The sequence below is a fragment of the Streptomyces mayteni genome (assembly GCF_054783955.1).
In genome coordinates this window covers 1-17,582 of record NZ_BAAGPR010000058.1, presented here as the reverse complement: position 1 = coordinate 17,582, position 17,582 = coordinate 1, and the positions used below count along the sequence as shown (strand labels likewise).

Below are 17,582 nucleotides of genomic sequence, written 5' to 3'. Positions count from 1 at the left end.
ATGTCATTTCCCCTGCTGACGGCCACGGCGCTGGCGCCGGCCATCGGCGCCGTGGCCACCGCGGCGGTGCCGGCCGCCCGGCGGACCGCCGCCAAGTGGCTGGCCCTCGGCTTCTCGCTGGTCACCCTCGGCTTCGCGCTCGCCGTGCTGCTGCGCTTCGACACCGGCCCCGGCGCCGACCGCTTCCAGCTGACCGAGTCCCACTGGTGGATCAGGGACTTCGGGATGCGGTACGAACTCGGCGTGGACGGCGTCGGGGTGGCGCTGATCGCGCTGACCGCGGTGCTGATCCCGTTCCTGATCGGCGCCGGCTGGAACGACGCCGACCCGGCTCCGGGAGAGCCGCCGGCGAACCGGCGCTGGCGCCCCACCCAGGGCTTCTTCGCGCTGATCCTGCTCGTCGAGGCGATGGTCATCATGTCCTTCGCCGCCACCGACGTCTTCCTCTTCTACGTGTTCTTCGAGGCCATGCTCATCCCGATGTACTTCCTCATCGGCGGCTTCGGGGACCGGGCGGGGAGCGGCGACGAGGAGGGGCAGGCGCGGCAGCGCACCTACGCGGCGGTCAAGTTCCTGCTCTACAACCTGGCCGGCGGCCTGGTCATGCTGGCCGCGGTGATCGGCCTGTTCGTGGCCACCGCCGACCAGCTGCCCGAGGGCACCTTCTCGCTGCGGGCCATCCTGGAGGCCCGCGCCTCGGGCGACCTGGACTTCTCCACCTCCACCGAACGCTGGCTGTTCCTCGGCTTCTTCGTCGCCTTCGCCATCAAGGCGCCGCTGTGGCCGCTGCACACCTGGCTGCCCAACGCGATGGGCGAGTCGACGGCGCCGGTCGCCGTGCTGATCACCGCGGTGGTCGACAAGGTCGGCACTTTCGCGATGCTCCGCTTCTGCCTCGGCCTCTTCCCGGACGCCAGCCACTGGGCGACCCCGGTGGTGCTGACGCTGGCCCTGGTCAGCATCCTCTACGGCGCGCTGCTCGCCATCGGCCAGCGGGACATGAAGCGGCTGATCGCCTACGCGTCGATCAGCCACTTCGGCTTCATCGTGCTCGGCATCTTCGCGATGACCAGCCAGGGCCAGGGCGGCGCCACGCTCTACATGATCAACCACGGCATCGCCACGGCGGCGTTGATGCTGGTGGCCGGCTTCCTGATCTCGCGGCGCGGCTCGCGGATCATCGCCGACTACGGCGGCGTGCAGAAGACGGCGCCGGTGCTGGCCGGCACCTTCCTGATCGGCGGCCTCGCGACGCTCTCGCTGCCCGGCACCGGGCCCTTCGTCAGCGAGTTCCTGGTGCTGGTCGGCACCTTCAGCCGCTACCAGGTGGCCGGCATCGTGGCCAGCGCGGGAATAGTGCTGGCGGCGCTGTACGTGCTGATCCTCTACCAGCGCACGATGACCGGCCCTGTGAAGGTCGGCCTGGAGAAGCTGCCCGACCTGCGGGTGCGGGAACTCGCCGTGGTGGCGCCGCTGATCGCCCTGGTGGTCTTCCTCGGCGTCTACCCGCGGCCGCTCACCGACATCGTCAACCCGGCCGTCGAGCACACCCTGTCCGACGTCGACCGGCAGGACCCGGCGCCGCAGGTGCCGGCCGAGGCGGACTCCGGACTCGAGGCCGAGGGCGGGCACGGAGCGGGGGCCGAACATGAGTAAGGCGATTACCTCAGGAGGGGTTGCATGAATCCCGGGGATCTGACCGCTCCCGACATCGAGTGGATCGCGCTCTCGCCGAGCCTGATCGTGTACGGGGCGGCCGTCGTCGGCATCCTGATCGAGGCGTTCGCGCCCCGCCGGGTGCGCTACCCGGCGGAGGTGGTGCTGGCCACGCTGGCGCTCGCCGGGTCGTTCGCGGCGGTGGTCGGCCTGGCGGCCGGCGACCGCGGCACCTCGAAGTCGCAGGTGGCCGGCATGGGTTCGCTCGCGGTCGACGGGCCCTCGCTCTTCCTGCAGGGCGTGATCGTGCTGGTCGGCCTGGTGTCGGTGTTCCTGTTCGCCGAGCGGCGTCTCGAACCGGCCGCGCACGGGGCCCGAGTCGACTCGTTCGCCGCGCAGCCGGCGGCGGTGCCTGGCGGCGCCGCCGAGCAGGAGGCGGTGCGGGCCGGGCACACCACCACGGAGATCTTCCCGCTGCTGCTGTTCGCGGTGGGCGGCATGCTGCTCTTCCCGGCCGCCAACGACCTGTTGGTGCTCTTCATCGCGCTGGAACTGCTGTCGCTGCCGCTCTACCTGCTCTGCGCGCTGGCCCGCCGCCGGCGGCTGCTCTCGCAGGAGGCGGCCGTCAAGTACTTCCTGCTCGGCGCCTTCGCCTCGGCGTTCCTGCTGTTCGGCATCGCGCTGCTCTACGGCTACGCGGGCACGGTGTCGTACTCCGGGATCCGCGACGTCGTCGCCGGCAACCCGGCCAGCCTGGACGCGGGTCTCGCCTCCACGATGGGCAACGACGCGCTGCTGCTGATCGGCGGCGCGATGGTGCTGATGGGGCTGCTGTTCAAGGTGGGCGCGGTGCCGTTCCACATGTGGACCCCGGACGTCTACCAGGGCGCGCCGACCCCGGTCACCGGCTTCATGGCGGCGGCCACCAAGGTGGCGGCGTTCGGCGCGATGCTGCGGCTGCTGTACGTGGTGCTGCCCGGCACGCGCTGGGACTGGCAGCCGGTGTTGTGGGGCGTGGCGATCGCCTCGATGGTGGCGGGCGCGGTGATCGCGATCACCCAGACCGACGTGAAGCGGCTGCTTGCGTACTCGTCGATCGCGCACGCCGGGTTCATCCTGGCGGGCGTGGTGGCGGTGTCGGAGGACGGCGTCTCCTCGGTGCTCTTCTACCTGGCCGCCTACTCCTTCGTCACGCTGGGCGCGTTCGCCGTGGTGACGCTGGTGCGGGACGCCGGGGGCGAGGCCACCCACCTGTCCCAGTGGGCGGGGCTCGGGCGGCGTTCGCCGCTGCTGGCCGGTGTCTTCGCGCTGTTCCTGCTGGCCTTCGCCGGCATCCCGCTGACCTCCGGGTTCGCGGGCAAGTTCGCGGTGTTCAGGGCGGCGGCCGACTCCGGCGCGATGGGCCTGGTGATCGTGGGCGTGCTCGCCTCGGCGGTGGCGGCGTTCTTCTACGTGCGGGTGATCGTGCTGATGTTCTTCAGCGAGCCGAAGGCGGACGGCCCCTCGGTCGTGATCCCGAGCCCGCTGACGATGTCGGTGGTCGCGGTGGCCGCGGTGGTGACGCTGGTGCTCGGCGTCGCCCCGCAGTACTTCCTCGATCTGGCGGGCCAGGCCGGCACGTTCGTGCGGTGAGCGTCGCGCTGACCTTGGCATGACAGGGCGAGGGCCCTGGAACCCCCCGTGGGGGGTTCCAGGGCCCTCGTCGTGCCGGGCGCCCGGGTGGGTCAGCCGGCGTTGTACTCCTCGATGATGCGGCCGAGCTCCGCCTGCTCCTCCGCGCTGAACCCGCCGGTGGCCGCGTTCACCATGGTGACGGTCTCGCCGGACGACCAGGTCAGGGTGAGGTTGCTGCCGTCGAACTCCTGGACGGAGGCCGACATGTCGCTCCAACCGCCGCCGTAGCTCTGGCAGTCGTTGAGGGTGAAGGTGCCGTCGGCGTAGGAGCCGGTGCACTGGTCGGTGGCGTTGGGGTCGAAGCTGGAGTAGAACAGGACCTCGCCGGTGGCGGCGTCGATCTCGAAGTTCTGGGTGTCGACGGTGGCGCTCTCGTACCAGTCGCCGTCCAGCTCCTCGATGGTCGGGCCGGTGCTGATGTCGCCGCCCGAGCCGCCGATGTCGCCGGTCCCGTCGCCGCCGGTGTCCCCGGTCTCCTCGCCACCGGTGTCGCCGGTCTCCTCGTCGCCCCCCGTGGTGCCGCCCGACTCCTCCGTGTCGGAGCCGCCCGAGTTGCCACCAAGGCTGCCGAAGCTGCCCTCGCCGCCGTCTTCGTCGTTGCAACCCGTGAGCGCGAGCGCGGTGGCCGCGGCGACGACGGGAAGTGCGAGCCTGATTGCCTTACGCATGGATACCCCTAGTGCTGTTCGCTCAGTGCAAGCAGGTTATATGCCAGCAGAGGTGGGTAGGTCGTTGTGTTACATGCCTGAGGCAATCCACGCGGTACTGATACCTCTGTGGCGATTGGCGTGGGATCGCACCCAAGCGGAAGACCCGGGTCCCCCCGTGGGACCCGGGCCTCACTGCCTCCGTGACGGTGGTTCGGCGCCGATCAGCCGCCGAGCTCCGCCTCCAGGTCCTCGAGCTCGGCCAGGCTGTCCTCGAGCTCGCTGAGGTCCATGTCCTCCAGCTCGCCCATGTCGATGTCGCCCAGGTCCTGCAGGTAGTAGGTCTCGTTCTGCCCACCGGACCAGGTGACCGAGATGGCGCCGTCGCCCGCGGCGGCGACGGTGGCGGACATGTCGGACCACGCGGGCTCGCCGTCCAGCGACTCGCCACAGGTGTCCAGGGTGATGGCGCCGTCCGCGTAGGTGCCGTCACACGTCGAGCCGCTGAGGCCCCGCTCCCAGAAGGTGACGGTGCCGCCCATGAAGTCGATGTTGTTGACGGAGCCGGCGTTCTCCAGGTCGACGTACCACATGCCGTCGAGGTCGGCGGAGGCCGGAGCCTCGCCACCCGCCGCGGCGTCGTCGGCCGCGGCGTCATCGCCGCCCTCGCCGCCGCCGGTGGTCTCGCTGGCGCCCGCGTCGCCGGCGCCGTTGTCGTTCGACTCCTCGTCCTCGCCACAGGCGGTGAGCGCCAGAGCCATGACCGCGGCGGCAGCCGGCAGGGCGAGCCGTATTGACTTACGCATGATTTCCCCTCGTGCGTACAAGCGTTGTACTCGGTGCCGGAAGATTATCTGCTCGTCGGGGCGGGTAGTTGTCAGTGTTACGCGCTCATGGCAATCGGTGCCGTACTGATACGTACGTGAAAACCGTGTGCCTCCGGTGCCCTTGGGGAGATCGGGGCGCGGGGGAGCCGCGCGGTACATGGCGGTACGTCCCGGCGGTGATCGACTTCCGACCGGCTACGCTGCGGGGGGTATCGGACCGGAAGACAGGGGAGTCACTCGTGACCGTCGTTGGACCCCTCGGGGGGAGCGTGCGGGACCCGGCCCTGGAAGCCGAACTCCAGGCGGGGTTGACGGCCGTCGAGGCGGGGCTGATCGAGGCCACCAAGAGCGACGTCCCCTTCATAACGGAGACGGCACAGCACCTGATGCGGGCCGGCGGCAAGCGTTTCCGGCCGCTCCTGCTGCTGCTCGCGGCCCGGTTCGGTGACCCGGACGCGCCCGGCGTGGTGCCGGCGGCCGTGGTGGTCGAGCTGACCCACCTGGCCACCCTCTACCACGACGACATCATGGACGAGGCCGAGGTGCGGCGCGGGGTGGCGAGCGCCAACGCGCGCTGGAGCAACTCGGTGGCGGTGCTCACCGGCGACTTCCTCTTCTCCCGGGCCTCCTCCATAGTGGCCGACCTGGGCCCCGAGGCCGTGCGGATCCAGGCCGAGGCGTTCGAGCGCCTGGTGACCGGGCAGATCCAGGAGACGGCGGGGCCGCTGCCGGGCGAGGACCCGATCTCCCACCACCTGGAGGTGATCGCGGGCAAGACCGGCTCGCTGATCGCCGTGTCGGGCCGGATGGGCGGCATGATGGCGGGCGCCCCCGAGTCGGCGGTGAACATCCTGGCCCAGTACGGCGAGCGGATCGGCGTGGCGTTCCAACTCGCGGACGACGTGCTCGACATCGCGAGCGACGGCACCGAGTCGGGCAAGACACCGGGCACCGACCTGCGGGAGGGTGTCCCCACCCTGCCGGTGCTCAGGCTGCGGGAGATGGCCAGGGAGGGCGGCTCCCCGGCCGACCGCGAGCTGTGCGAACTGCTCGACGGCGACCTGACGGACGACGCCAGGCACGCCGACGCGCTGGCCGGGCTGCGGGCCCATCCGGCCCTGGAGCGGGCCAGAGAGGACGCGCTGTCCTTCGCCGAGCAGGCGCGCAGGACGCTCGACCCGCTGCCGGAAGGGCCGGCCAGGGCGGCGCTCGCCGAACTCTGCGACGCGGTGGCCGACCGCACGACGTAAGCCCCTCCCCTCCGTCCGTCCCCTCCGTCCCCTCCCTCCGTCCCTTCTCCGCTGTTCCCCCCGGCCGGGACCCGGGTAGAACCCCTACGGGATCGGGCCGCGTACACCTTCGTTCGGTCATCCTCTGGTAGTAGGCGAATGACTCCCGTCGGTGGATGCCTGAATGGCCCCAGCCTGTTGCAATTGATGGTGCCGGGTGGGAAGTGCCGACTGGAGGGGCATCTGATGGCATTGCACAGGAGCGTTCGTCGAGCCGCCGTGCCGACCGTGGTGGTGGCGGGGGTGGCCGCGATCGGGGCCGGCGTCTGGCCCGCGATCGCGAGCGACGGCGGCCCCGAGCTGCCGGACATCACCGCCGAGGAACTGGTCGTCAGGGTCGTCCAGTCGGACACGGAGCAGCTCTCGGGCACGGTCCGGGTCGAGGCCGATCTGGGCCTGCCGGATCTCGGGCCCGCGCTGGACGGCGTGTTGGACGGGGCGCTTGGCGGGTCGGCCGGCGCGCTCGCCGGGCTCGCCACGGGCGACGGCACGCTGCGGGTCGCGATGGACGGCCCCGAGCGGCAGCGGGTGGCCCTGGTCGACGGCTCGGACGAGTTCGCGCTCATCCACAACGGGGACGACCTCTGGGCGTACGACAGCGCCGGCGACACGGTGCTGCACGCCACGGCGCCGGCGGAGGCCGGCGTGGAGGCGGCCCCCGAGGAGGCGCCGTTCGGCGACCTCACGCCGCAGCAGGCGGCCGAGCGGCTGCTTGCCGAGGCCGGGGAGCACGCGGAGATCACCGTGGGCGGCACGGCCCGGGTGGCCGGCCGCAGCGCCTACCAGGTGACGGTGGTGCCGGCGGGCGAGGCGGGAGAGGCGAGCGAGATCTCCCAGGCCCGGATCTCGGTGGACAGCGAGACGGGCGTGCCGCTGGCCGTCTCCGTGCAGAGCGAGCGCGGCTCGCTGGACGTCGCGTTCTCCCAGATCGACTACGGCCAGCCGGCCGGCTCCGTCTTCGACTTCACGCCGCCGAGCGGCGCCGAGGTGGTGGAGATCGACCCCGAGTCCGGGCTGAGCGGCCTGATATCCGGCTTCGGCCCGGAGTGGGGCGCGGAGCTGCCCTGGCAGGACGGGGAGTTCGAGCTGCCGGAGGCGTTCTCCCGGTAGGCGGGGTGGTCGGTACTACGCGTAGCGGTCGAGGAGGGCGGCCAGGTAGTCCTCCAGGCGGTGGGTCAGGAGCCCAGGCGTGAGGTCGGTCCGGCCGAGGTCCCGCCAGGGTCCGGCCACCTTCTCGGCGTCCGGCGCGAAGGCCAGGGCGTCGAGCAGCCGCCAGTAGAGGTGGTCGCCCGGCTCCGCGGTCAACTCGCCACCGGCGGCGGTGTAGTGGTCGGCGAGGCGGAGCCCGGCCTCCGGGCCGTGGAGCAGGGCCAGCGCGGTGGCGCAGTGCGCCACGTCGAGGTCGGTCGGGCCCCAGGAAGTCTCCACCCAGTCCACGACGCCGGTGATCGCCTCGCCGGTGGTCGCTTCACCGGTGAAGAGCACGTTGCCGGGGTGGAAGTCGCGGTGCAGGAAGCGGCCGGTGAAGGGCGGCGGCTCGCGGCGGATGGTGTCCACCGTCTGCCGCCACAGCTTCGGCCGGGTGGTGTCCGGCGGGAGGGCGACGCGGTCGGGGGCCGTCCACGCCTGGTAGGGGCGGGGGCGATCGGCGGGGGCCACCCGGTGCACGCGAACGAGCAGCGCGGCCAGGGCCTCGCCGGTGTCCTCGGCCAGCCGGACGGTGCCCGGCAGCCGGGTCATCAGCAGGGAGGGCGCGGCGCAGTGCTCGCCCGTCGGGTCGACGGCGAGCAGTCGTGCCGTGGGGATCGCGGTGTCGCGCAGCAGCGTCAGCACGGCCGCCTCGCGGGTCAGCAGCCCGGGCGCGTGGTGGCGGAAGAACGGGGAGAGGAACGAGCGGAGGACCAGGTCGCGGCCGGTCGAGGTGGTCAGCGAGGTGATGCGGGAGGTCCAGCCGCCGCGCAGCGGCCCGGTGGCCGTGATGTGCTCGCCGGGGGACAGGTGGTGGGCCACCCAGGCGAGGGTGGTCGGCTCAGGCATCCCGCACCGGGGCCGGTTCCGCGGCGGCGTCGGCCGGCACATGGCGGGCCACCGTGCGGCGGTTGCGGCGGACGTTCCGCAGGGCGTCCCAGGTGAGGATCGTCAGCGCCGCCCAGACCAGCCCGAAGCCGACCCAGCGCTCGGGCGGCATCTCCTCGTCGAAGGCGAGCACGCCGAGCAGGAACATCGTGGAGGGGGCCAGGTACTGCATCATGCCCAGCGTGGACAGCGGCAGCCGGACGGCCGCGCCGCCGAAGAAGATCAGCGGCAGCGCGGTGGCCAGACCGCTGACGACCAGCAGCGTGGTGTGCGCGCCGCCCTCTGTCGTGAAGGTCGAGTCGCCGCGGCCGGCGAGGGCCAGCACGAAGACCAGGGCCGGCAGGAACTGGAGCGCCGAGTCGGCGGTGAAGCCCTCGAGGCCGTCGAGCCCGGTCTTCTTCTTGACCAGGCCGTAGAGGGCGAAGCTGACGCTGAGGGCCAGGGAGACCCAGGGGATCTGGCCGTAGGCGACGCTCATCACCAGCACCGCGAGCCCGCCGACGCCGACGGCCACCCACTGGGCGCGCCGCATCCGCTCGCGCAGCACCAGCACGCCGATGGCGATGGTCAGCAGCGGGTTGATGAAGTACCCGAGGGACGCCTCGAGCACCCGGCCGTCGGCCACCGCCCAGATGAACAGGTACCAGTTGCCGGAGATCAGCGTGGCGGAGACGGCGAGGAGCGCGAGCCGCCGCGGGTCGCGCAGCAGCGGCCGGATCCAGGACCAGTTGCGGACGGCGACCAGCAGCACCAGCGCCGTGGGCAGCGACCAGAGCATCCGGTGGGCCAGCACCTCGGAGGCGCCGGCGGAGTCCAACTGCCGCCAGTAGAGCGGCAACAACCCCCAGAGACCGAACGCGCCGAGGCCGAGGAGCAACCCCGACCGGCTTCCCGCACTGCCCGCTGCCACCGTGTCTCCCGCCGCCACGTCCGAACGCCACCACGAAGGTAGCGCCCGGCGTGGCGGTTGTCATTCCCGTATCCGCGTGACGGTCCTGACGCCGGGAGGTGCGGGACGTCAGCCGGCGACGGTCCAGGTGTCGTTGCCCGTGAGCAGCTGCCCCAGGTCGCCCTTGCCGCGCGACTCCACCGCCCGCTCCAACTGCTCGGCCATCAGGTCCTCGTAGGCCGGCCGCTCGACGGAGCGGAGGACGCCGATCGGGGTGCGGTGCAGCGTGTGCGGGTCGGCGAGCCGGGAAAGCGCGAAGGCGGTGACCGGGGTGGCGGCGTGCGCGTCGTGCGTGAGCACGGCGTCGGTGCCGACCTCCGCCACGTCCACCACGCGCAGCTCGCCGGTGGCCTGGTCGCGGACCACGCCCTGGCTGCCGAGGCCGTCCTCGGCGGGGAGGCCGAAGCGGATCGGCTCGCCGTGCTCCAGCCGGATCACCGCCTCCAGGGCCCGCTGCTTGTCCTTCAGCGCCTCGAACGCGCCGTCGTTGAAGATGTTGCAGTTCTGGTAGATCTCCACCAGCGCCGAGCCGCGGTGGTCGGCGGCGGCGCGCAGCACGCTCGTCAGGTGCTTGCGGTCCGAGTCGATGGTGCGCGCGACGAACGACGCCTCGGCGCCGAGCGCCAGCGACACCGGGTTGAACGGGGTGTCGAGCGAGCCCATCGGCGTGGACTTGGTGATCTTGCCTGGCTCGGAGGTCGGCGAGTACTGGCCCTTGGTGAGCCCGTAGATCCGGTTGTTGAACAGCAGGATCTTCAGGTTCACGTTGCGCCGCAGCGCGTGGATCAGGTGGTTGCCGCCGATGGAGAGCGCGTCCCCGTCGCCGGTGACGACCCAGACCGACAGGTCGCGGCGGGCCGCGGCCAGGCCGGTGGCGATCGCCGGGGCGCGGCCGTGGATGGAGTGCATCCCGTAGGTGTTCATGTAGTACGGGAAGCGGGACGAGCAACCGATGCCGGAGACGAAGACGATGTTCTCCCTGGCCAGGCCGAGCTCAGGCATGAAGCCCTGCACGGCGGCCAGCACCGCGTAGTCGCCGCAGCCGGGGCACCAGCGGACCTCCTGGTCCGACTTGAAGTCCTTGGCGGTCTGACGGGCCTCGGTGCGCGGCACCAGCGCGAGCGCGGTGCGGCCCTGGGCCGGGGCGTCGGCCTGGGCGGTGGCGTCAGCGGGCATCGGGAGCGGCCTCCTTGAAAGCGGATGCGAGCTGCTCGGCCTTGAACGGGAGGCCGGTGACCTGCGTGATGGACTGGACGTCCACCAGATACCTCGCGCGCAGCAGGACGGCGAGCTGGCCGAGGTTCATCTCCGGGCAGAGCACCCGGTCGTAGGAGCGCAGCACGTCCCCGAGATTGGCGGGGAGCGGATTGAGGTGGCGCACGTGCGTCTGGGCGATCCGGCCGCCGGCGCGGCGGATCCGACGGACGGCGGCGGTGATCGGGCCGTACGTCGAGCCCCAGCCGAGGACCAGCGTCCTGGCCTCGCCGCTCGGGTCGTCGACCTCGACGTCCGGCACGCTGACGCCGTCGGTCTTGGCCTGCCGGATCCGCACCATGTGCTCGTGGTTGGCCGGGTCGTAGGAGATGTTGCCCGTGCCGTCCTGCTTCTCGATGCCGCCGATGCGGTGTTCGAGGCCGGGGGTGCCGGGCACCGCCCACGGCCTGGCGAGGGTCTGGGGGTCCCGCTTGTAGGGCCAGAAGACCTCGGTGCCGTCGGCCAGCTCGTGGTTTGGCGCCGTGGTGAACTGCACCCGCAGGTCGGGGAGTTCGTCGACCTCGGGGACCCGCCAGGGCTCCGAGCCGTTGGCCAGGTAGCCGTCGGAGAGCAGGAAGACCGGGGTGCGGTAGGTCAGCGCGATCCGCGCCGCGTCCAGCGCGGCGGTGAAGCACTCGCCCGGCGTGGCCGGCGCGACGATCGGCACCGGGGCCTCGCCGTTGCGCCCGTACATCGCCTGGAGCAGGTCGGCCTGTTCGGTCTTGGTCGGCAGGCCGGTGGAGGGCCCGCCGCGCTGGATGTCGATGATCAGCAGCGGCAGTTCGAGCGAGACGGCGAGGCCGATGGTCTCCGACTTCAGGGCGACGCCGGGGCCCGAGGTGGTGGTCACGCCGAGCGAACCGCCGAACGCGGCGCCCAACGCGGCGCCGATGCCGGCGATCTCGTCCTCGGCCTGGAAGGTGCGCACGCCGAAGTTCTTGTGCTTCGACAGCTCGTGCAGCACGTCCGAGGCCGGGGTGATCGGGTAGGAGCCGAGGAACAGCGGCAGGTCGGCCCGCTGCGAGGCGGCGACCAGGCCGTAGGCCAGGGCCAGGTTGCCCGACATGTTCCGGTAGGTGCCGGCCGGGAACGCGCTGGTGGCCGGGGCCACCTCGTAGGAGACGGCGAAGTCCTCGGTGGTCTCGCCGAAGTTCCAACCGGCGCGGAACGCCGTCAGGTTGGCCTCGGCGATCTCCGGGCGCTTGGCGAACTTGGTGCGCAGGAACGCCTCGGTGCCCTCGGTGGGCCGGTGGTACATCCAGGAGAGCAGACCGAGCGCGAACATGTTCTTCGAGCGGCCGGCCTCCTTGCGGGTGAGGTCGAAGCCCTTCAGCGCCTCGACGGTCAGCGCCGTCAGCGGCACCGGGTGGACGTGGTACCCGTCGAGCGAGCCGTCCTCCAGCGGGTTGCCGGCGTAACCGACCTTGGCCAGCGCCCGCGAGTTGAACTCGTCGGTGTTGACGATGATCTCGCCACCGCGCGGCACGTCCGCCAGGTTCGCCTTGAGGGCGGCCGGGTTCATCGCGACCAGCACGTTCGGCGCGTCACCCGGGGTGAGGATGTCGTGGTCGGCGAAGTGCACCTGGAAGGAGGAGACGCCGGGGAGGGTGCCGGCCGGGGCCCGGATTTCGGCGGGAAAGTTCGGCAGGGTGGACAGATCATTACCCAGCGACGCGGTCTCCGAGGTGAATCGGTCCCCCGTGAGCTGCATTCCGTCGCCCGAATCCCCCGCGAAGCGGATGATTACCCGGTCAACACGCCTGACGGCCTTCGTGTCCCGGCTGTCCTGGTCGACCTCAGTGGTCACTGCTGTAGCCCTCCTTCGAGGCGGCTCTTGTCAGCCATGGTACGCGGGTGAGGGTTACCTTACTGATCAGGATCAGATCAAAGAGCAGGTGAGGGCACCCGATCCGGCCCGCTCGCATGGCGACGTCCACCCCCCTGAGCGACATGGCGGCGCGCGCTCGGGCGCGCACCACCGGAACCCCGGTTCCAGCGTGGCAGGAGGGCTAGGAATTCAGATAGGTGAGAACCGCCAGAACCCTCCGGTGATCTGTGTCACTCTGCGCCAAGCCGAGCTTCATAAAGATGTTGCTCACGTGCTTTTCGACGGCGCCGTGACTCACCACGAGCTGGGCGGCGATCGCGGAGTTGGTTCTTCCCTCCGCCATTAGTCCTAGGACTTCCCTTTCCCGCGGTGTGAGCCCACTCAGCACATCCTGTTTCCGGCTGCGGCCGAGCAACTGCGCCACCACCTCGGGGTCGAGCGCGGTCCCGCCGGTCGCGACCCGGTTCACCGCCTCCACGAACTCGCTGACGTCCGCCACCCGGTCCTTCAGCAGGTAGCCGACGCCCCGGCTCGAACCGGCGATCAGCTCCGTCGCGTACTGCTCCTCCACATACTGCGAGAGGACCAGGACCCCCAGCTCGGGGAAGCTCTGCCGCAGCCGCACCGCGGCCCGCACCCCCTCGTCGGTGTGGGTCGGCGGCATCCGCACGTCCGCCACCACCACGTCGGGCGGCGAGCCGGCGGCCGCGAGCTCGCGCACCGCCGTGACCAGCGCCTCGCCGTCCCCGACGCCGGCCACCACCTCGTGCCCCCGGTCGTTCAGCAGCCGGGTCAGGCCATCCCGCAGCAGCACCGAGTCCTCGGCGATCACCACGCGCACGTTCGCTCCCCCGCTCTCACCCGTCTCGCCCTCGGCGGCGTCCCGCCGAGGGCCAGCATCTCACCCGCGCCGCCGGCCGGGCTCACCTCGCCGGCACGTCAGCCGCAGCGCGGTCGCGCCAGGGCAGTTCGGCGGTGACGGTGGTGGGGCCGCCGGTGGGGGAGTGCACGGCGAGCAGGCCGTCGACGGCGGCGAGGCGGTCGGCGAGGCCGGCGAGCCCGGAGCCGGCCGTCGGGTCGGCACCGCCCCGGCCGTCGTCGGTGACCTGGAGCATCAGCCGCGCGCCGACCCGCCACACGTCCACCCCGGCCCGGGTGGCGCCGCTGTGCTTGCTGACGTTCTGCAGCAGCTCGGAGGCCGTGAAGTAGGCGATCCCCTCGATGGCCTGCGCCGGCCGGCTCGGCAGCTCGACGTCCACCGCCACCGGCACCGTGCACCGGGAGGCGACGGCGGAGAGCGCCGGGCCGAGGCCGCGGTCGGTGAGGATGGCCGGGTGGATGCCGCGGGCCAGGTCGCGCAGCTCCTGGAGCGCCAGCTTGACCTCGCCGTGCGCCTCGTCCACCAGCCGGGACGCGGCCTCCGGGTCGCTCGCGATGCTCTCCTTGGCCATGCCGAGCTCCATCGCCAGCGCGACGAGCCTGGCCTGCGCGCCGTCGTGCAGGTCGCGCTCGATCCGCCGCAGGTCGGCGGCCGAGGTGTCCACCACCGCCGAGCGGTCCGTTTCCAGCTGGAGCATCCGGGCGGCCGCCTCCGAGCGGCCGAGCAGCGTCGACACCAGCAGCCGGTCCACCACGGCCAGGCCCCGGATCAGCGGCGCGGCCGCCACCATCACCAGCGCGCCCACCGCGGCCACCATGGCGTACTCCCACGGGCTGTCCCAGATCCAGCCGCCGCCCTCGCCGTCCACGTTGACGCCGATGCCCGGCTCGCCGCCGTACCGGGTGATCGTCCAGCCCCACAGCGGGAACGTGAGCCCGAACAGGCCGGCGGACCACAGGACGAGCACCGTGCCGAACGTGAAGGGCGCCCAGCACATGTGCAGCAGCGCGTAGGCCGTGCTCCGCCACGACACGTTGCTCCGCAGCACCGCGCCGATCCACGCCCCGATGCCGCGCTGGCCGGGGCGGAGCCGCAGCGGCTCGGGCTCGGGCACCCGGAGGCCAAGGAAGTACCGGGCCCTGATCAGCTCGAACCGGCCGAAGAGGCGGATCAGCAGCAGCACGAGCGCCAACAGCGGGAGGCCCACCACCAGGAAGAGCAGGGCGCCGCTGACGGCGAGGCCGACGACCGTGATCAGGAAGCCGATCAGGGCCACCGGGAAGTTGAGCAGGGCGTGCAGGCCCTCCCGCCAGGTGCGGGACTGGAGCGGCATGCGCAACAGAGTCTTCATCGTGGGTCCTCGACGGTCACTGGCTGTCGGTGGTGGGCGTGGTCGTGGTGGGCGCGGGGGTGGGGGTGGGGGTGGTGCCGGCGCGTGGCCCGCCGGGTCCTGGCGTCGTGCGGTCGCGCCAGGGCAGTTCGGCGGTGACGGTGGTGGGGCCGCCGGCGGGGGAGTGCACGGCGAGCAGGCCGTCGACGGCGCCGAGCCGGTCGGCGAGGCCGGCGAGCCCGGAGCCTGCCGTCGGGTCGGCGCCGCCGTGGCCGTCGTCGGTGACCTGGAGCATCAGCCGGCCCTCACCCCGCCACACGTCGACCGACGCCTCGCGCCCGCCGCTGTGCTTGCTGACGTTCTGCAGCAGCTCGGAGGCCGTGAAGTAGGCGATCCCCTCGATCGCCTCGGCCGGCCGCTCGTCGAGCTCCACGTTCACCGCCACCGGCACCGTGCAGCGCGCCGCCACCGCGGAGAGCGCGGGACCCAGGCCGCGGTCGGTGAGGATCGCCGGATGGATGCCGCGGGCCAGGTCGCGGAGCTCCTGGAGCGCCAGCTTGACCTCGCCGTGCGCCTCGTCCACCAGTCGGGACGCGGCCTCCGGATCCCGGAGGATCGTCTCCTTCGCCATGCCGAGCCCCATCGCCAGCGCGACCAGCCTGGCCTGCGCGCCGTCGTGCAGGTCGCGCTCGATCCGCCGCAGGTCCGCGTTGGCCGTGTCGCTGAGCGCCGCCCGACCCGACTCGAGCTCCGCGATCCGGCGCTCCAGGCTGTCCGAGGGCGACAGCAGCCCGCGCACCAGCAGCCGGTCCAGGTTGCTGAACCAGCGGGCCAGCCACGGCAGCGTCGGCCAGGCGACGATCCCCGCGATCACGGTGAGCCAGCAGGTCAGCGTGGCGACCGGCAGCCTGATCACGAAGAACAGCGCCGCCCGCCAGCCCACCGGATCCCGCAGCCTCGACCACAGCCGGCCCACGGCGCCGGCCTCCTCGCTCCGCGGCAGCGGGCTCGGCTCGTCCACCCGCAACCCGAGCAGCGCCCTGGCGCGCGCCCGTTCCCATGCCGCGACCCGGCGGCAGCCGGCGAGGCCGGCGGCCAGCACCGGCAGGCCGACGACGGTGAGCGACAGCAGCGCGCCGACGTAGATCCAGACGACGACGCCGACGAACGTGACCAGCGCCAGCGGGAAACTCGTCAGCAGATAGCCGCACTCGCGCCAGGTGCGCGCTTCGAGCGCCGGGCGCGGCGGCGGCGGCTTCTCGGCGCCCCCCGCGGCGCCTCCGCCGCCCCTGGCGGTGCTGGTCGAGCTGGTCATGTTCCCAAGACTGCCGGGTCGGGAAGACGGTCGCCATGGGGTGAGGCCGACACCGCTGGTGGGGCTACCCCCACCACGGCCCGCCCCCGCGGTCGGTACAGCGGTCGATACGGAACCGGGCGCAGTGGTCACAAGCGGCCCGGCACCCCCTAGACTCACCGGCAGTCCCCATCCTGTCCCCGGTCCGGTCGTCGGAGGCCCGAACGTGCCCGACTACTTCCACGGCTACACGGTCGTCGGTCTGGTCGCGGTGGCCGGCGTGCTGTTCGTCACCGTGGCCTTCGGTGCCGGGCGGCTGCTGCGGCCCACGGTGCCCACCCCGGAGAAGCTGCTCCCCTACGAGTGCGGCGTGGACCCGGTCGGCGAGGGCTGGGCGCACACCCAGATCCGCTACTACGTCTACGCGTTCCTGTACGTGATCTTCGCCGTCGACTCGGTGTTCCTCTTCCCGTGGGCGACGATCTTCGCGGCCGACGGCTACGGCGGGGTCACGCTCGTGGAGATGTTCGTCTTCCTCGGCTTCCTGTCCGTCGGCCTGCTCTACGCCTGGAAGAAGGGCGTCCTGGAATGGACGTGACTCCGCTGGACGTGACCGCGGGGGGAGCGACCCCGCGGGAGGTGACTCCGCGCTCGCTGGGCCCGCTGTCCCGGCTCGCCCCCAAGCCCATGAAGGTGATCCTCAACTGGGGCCGCCGCTACAGCCTGTGGGTCTTCAACTTCGGCCTGGCCTGCTGCGCGATCGAGTTCATCGCGGCGTCCATGTCGCGGCACGACTTCATCCGGCTCGGCGTGATCCCGTTCGCGCCCGGCCCCCGGCAGGCCGACCTGATGGTCGTCTCCGGCACCGTCACCGACAAGATGGCGCCGGCGGTCAAGCGGCTCTACGAGCAGATGCCCGAGCCGAAGTACGTGATCTCCTTCGGCGCCTGCTCCAACTGCGGCGGCCCCTACTGGGACTCGTACTCGGTGACCAAGGGCGTGGACCAGCTGATCCCGGTGGACGTCTACGTCCCCGGCTGCCCGCCGCGCCCCGAGGCGCTGCTCCAGGGCATCCTCAAGCTCCAGGAGAAGATCGCGGCCGAGTCGCTGCCGAAGCGCTACGGGCCGCCGCCCGCCTCGCGCCCCTCGGCGGCGGCGCTCACCAGCGGCCTCGTCGCGCCCAGCGCCCCCGAGGAGGGACGCCGGTGACGGTGGACTGGCTGCCGGCCGAGCCGACGGCGCTCTTCGGGGACGGCGCGACGGCCTCGTTCGCCTACGAGGTGCTGACGGTCGACGTGCCGCCCACCGCCTGGACGGACGCCCTGACCGCCGCCCGCGACGAACTCGGCTGCACCTTCTTCGACTGGCTCAGCGCGGTGGACGAGCCCGGCACCGGCTTCCGGATCTGCGCCCACGTGGTCGCCCTCGGCGCCCCGCCGCGGCGGCTGCTGCTCCGCACCACCGTGCCGCACGAGGGCCCGGCGCTGGCCACGGCCACCGGCGTGTACGCGGGCGCGGCGTGGCACGAGCGGGAGACGCACGAGATGTTCGGCGTCGACTTCCCCGGCCACCCGGGCCTCGAACCGCTGCTGCTGCCGGAGAGCTTCGAGGGCCACCCGCTGCGGAAGGACTTCGTCCTGGCGGCCCGGGTCGTCAAGGCGTGGCCGGGCGCCAAGGAACCAGGCGAGTCCGGCCATGGCGGCCCCCGCCGCCGTCAGACGCTGCCGCCTGGCGTTCCCGACCCCAACGAATGGGGCCCCCTCGCCGGCACCCTCCCACCCGTCCCGCCTCCGACCGCGCGCCGCCCGCGCGCCGCCGGCTCCTCGGGCGAGGCGGCCGAGGGCCCGGCCGGGCCCCGCCGGCACCGGCGCAGCCACG

16 protein-coding genes are annotated in these 17,582 nt (G+C 72.3%); 7 read left to right on the top strand and 9 right to left on the bottom strand.

Going from position 1 to position 17,582, the window contains the following annotated elements; translation table 11 throughout:
* Both ACYVPE_RS23715 and nuoN read left to right on the top strand, forming a co-directional pair.
* Complete coding sequence (locus ACYVPE_RS23715; RefSeq protein ID WP_461035711.1) at positions 1-1,656, top strand: NADH-quinone oxidoreductase subunit M; 1,656 nt, start codon at positions 1-3, stop codon at positions 1,654-1,656.
* Positions 1,657-1,680: 24 nt separating this feature from the next.
* Positions 1,681-3,288 (top strand): NADH-quinone oxidoreductase subunit NuoN, encoded by a 1,608-nt coding sequence (gene nuoN / locus ACYVPE_RS23710; RefSeq protein ID WP_461035710.1) that lies wholly within the window; start codon positions 1,681-1,683, stop codon positions 3,286-3,288.
* A gap of 92 nt (positions 3,289-3,380) precedes the next feature.
* On the opposite strand, the gene ACYVPE_RS23705 is transcribed toward nuoN, so the two are convergent.
* Together ACYVPE_RS23705 and ACYVPE_RS23700 are read right to left on the bottom strand one after the other, a co-directional pair.
* Complete coding sequence (locus ACYVPE_RS23705) at positions 3,381-3,998, bottom strand: hypothetical protein (RefSeq protein ID WP_461035709.1); 618 nt, start codon at positions 3,996-3,998, stop codon at positions 3,381-3,383.
* A gap of 203 nt (positions 3,999-4,201) precedes the next feature.
* The gene (locus ACYVPE_RS23700; protein WP_461035708.1) at positions 4,202-4,783 is read right to left on the bottom strand and encodes a hypothetical protein; all 582 of its coding nucleotides are present in this window, start codon (positions 4,781-4,783) and stop codon (positions 4,202-4,204) included.
* A 260-nt stretch (positions 4,784-5,043) separates the two neighbouring features.
* Between ACYVPE_RS23700 and ACYVPE_RS23695 the strand changes: the two genes are divergently transcribed.
* The gene (locus ACYVPE_RS23695; RefSeq protein ID WP_461035707.1) at positions 5,044-6,054 is read left to right on the top strand and encodes a polyprenyl synthetase family protein; all 1,011 of its coding nucleotides are present in this window, start codon (positions 5,044-5,046) and stop codon (positions 6,052-6,054) included.
* A 225-nt stretch (positions 6,055-6,279) separates the two neighbouring features.
* Positions 6,280-7,203, top strand: coding sequence for a LolA family protein (locus tag ACYVPE_RS23690; protein WP_461035706.1), 924 nt, complete (start codon positions 6,280-6,282; stop codon positions 7,201-7,203).
* A 15-nt stretch (positions 7,204-7,218) separates the two neighbouring features.
* On the opposite strand, the gene ACYVPE_RS23685 is transcribed toward ACYVPE_RS23690, so the two are convergent.
* The 7 genes from ACYVPE_RS23685 to ACYVPE_RS23655 form a co-directional block, all read right to left on the bottom strand.
* Entirely contained in the window at positions 7,219-8,130 is a 912-nt protein-coding gene (locus ACYVPE_RS23685) for a phosphotransferase family protein (RefSeq protein ID WP_461035705.1), read from the bottom strand.
* Positions 8,123-9,079, bottom strand: coding sequence for an EamA family transporter RarD (gene rarD / locus ACYVPE_RS23680; protein WP_461035704.1), 957 nt, complete (start codon positions 9,077-9,079; stop codon positions 8,123-8,125). The genes ACYVPE_RS23685 and rarD overlap by 8 nt, the downstream gene beginning before the upstream one ends.
* Before the next feature lie 108 nt (positions 9,080-9,187).
* Entirely contained in the window at positions 9,188-10,294 is a 1,107-nt protein-coding gene (locus tag ACYVPE_RS23675) for a 2-oxoacid:ferredoxin oxidoreductase subunit beta (RefSeq protein ID WP_461035703.1), read from the bottom strand.
* Positions 10,284-12,179: a 2-oxoacid:acceptor oxidoreductase subunit alpha gene (locus tag ACYVPE_RS23670; protein WP_461035702.1), complete on the bottom strand. Its 1,896-nt coding sequence runs from the start codon at positions 12,177-12,179 to the stop codon at positions 10,284-10,286. Before ACYVPE_RS23670 ends, ACYVPE_RS23675 begins: the two co-directional genes overlap by 11 nt.
* A 202-nt stretch (positions 12,180-12,381) precedes the next feature.
* Positions 12,382-13,041: a response regulator transcription factor gene (locus ACYVPE_RS23665; RefSeq protein ID WP_461035701.1), complete on the bottom strand. Its 660-nt coding sequence runs from the start codon at positions 13,039-13,041 to the stop codon at positions 12,382-12,384.
* A gap of 82 nt (positions 13,042-13,123) precedes the next feature.
* Positions 13,124-14,431, bottom strand: coding sequence for a sensor histidine kinase (locus tag ACYVPE_RS23660; protein WP_461035700.1), 1,308 nt, complete (start codon positions 14,429-14,431; stop codon positions 13,124-13,126).
* Between the two features lie 16 nt (positions 14,432-14,447).
* A complete protein-coding gene (locus ACYVPE_RS23655) occupies positions 14,448-15,725 on the bottom strand; it encodes a sensor histidine kinase (RefSeq protein WP_461035699.1) in 1,278 nt (425 codons plus the stop codon).
* A gap of 205 nt (positions 15,726-15,930) precedes the next feature.
* On the opposite strand from ACYVPE_RS23655, the gene ACYVPE_RS23650 reads away from it, so the two are divergent.
* From ACYVPE_RS23650 to ACYVPE_RS23640, 3 genes are all read left to right on the top strand, one after another.
* Entirely contained in the window at positions 15,931-16,302 is a 372-nt protein-coding gene (locus ACYVPE_RS23650) for an NADH-quinone oxidoreductase subunit A (RefSeq protein WP_461035698.1), read from the top strand.
* Positions 16,293-16,913, top strand: a complete 621-nt coding sequence (locus ACYVPE_RS23645; protein ID WP_461035697.1) for an NADH-quinone oxidoreductase subunit B — start codon at positions 16,293-16,295, stop codon at positions 16,911-16,913. Before ACYVPE_RS23650 ends, ACYVPE_RS23645 begins: the two co-directional genes overlap by 10 nt.
* On the top strand, positions 16,910-17,582 hold a 673-nt coding region (locus tag ACYVPE_RS23640), incomplete at its 3' end, for an NADH-quinone oxidoreductase subunit C (protein ID WP_461035696.1). The genes ACYVPE_RS23645 and ACYVPE_RS23640, both read left to right, overlap by 4 nt.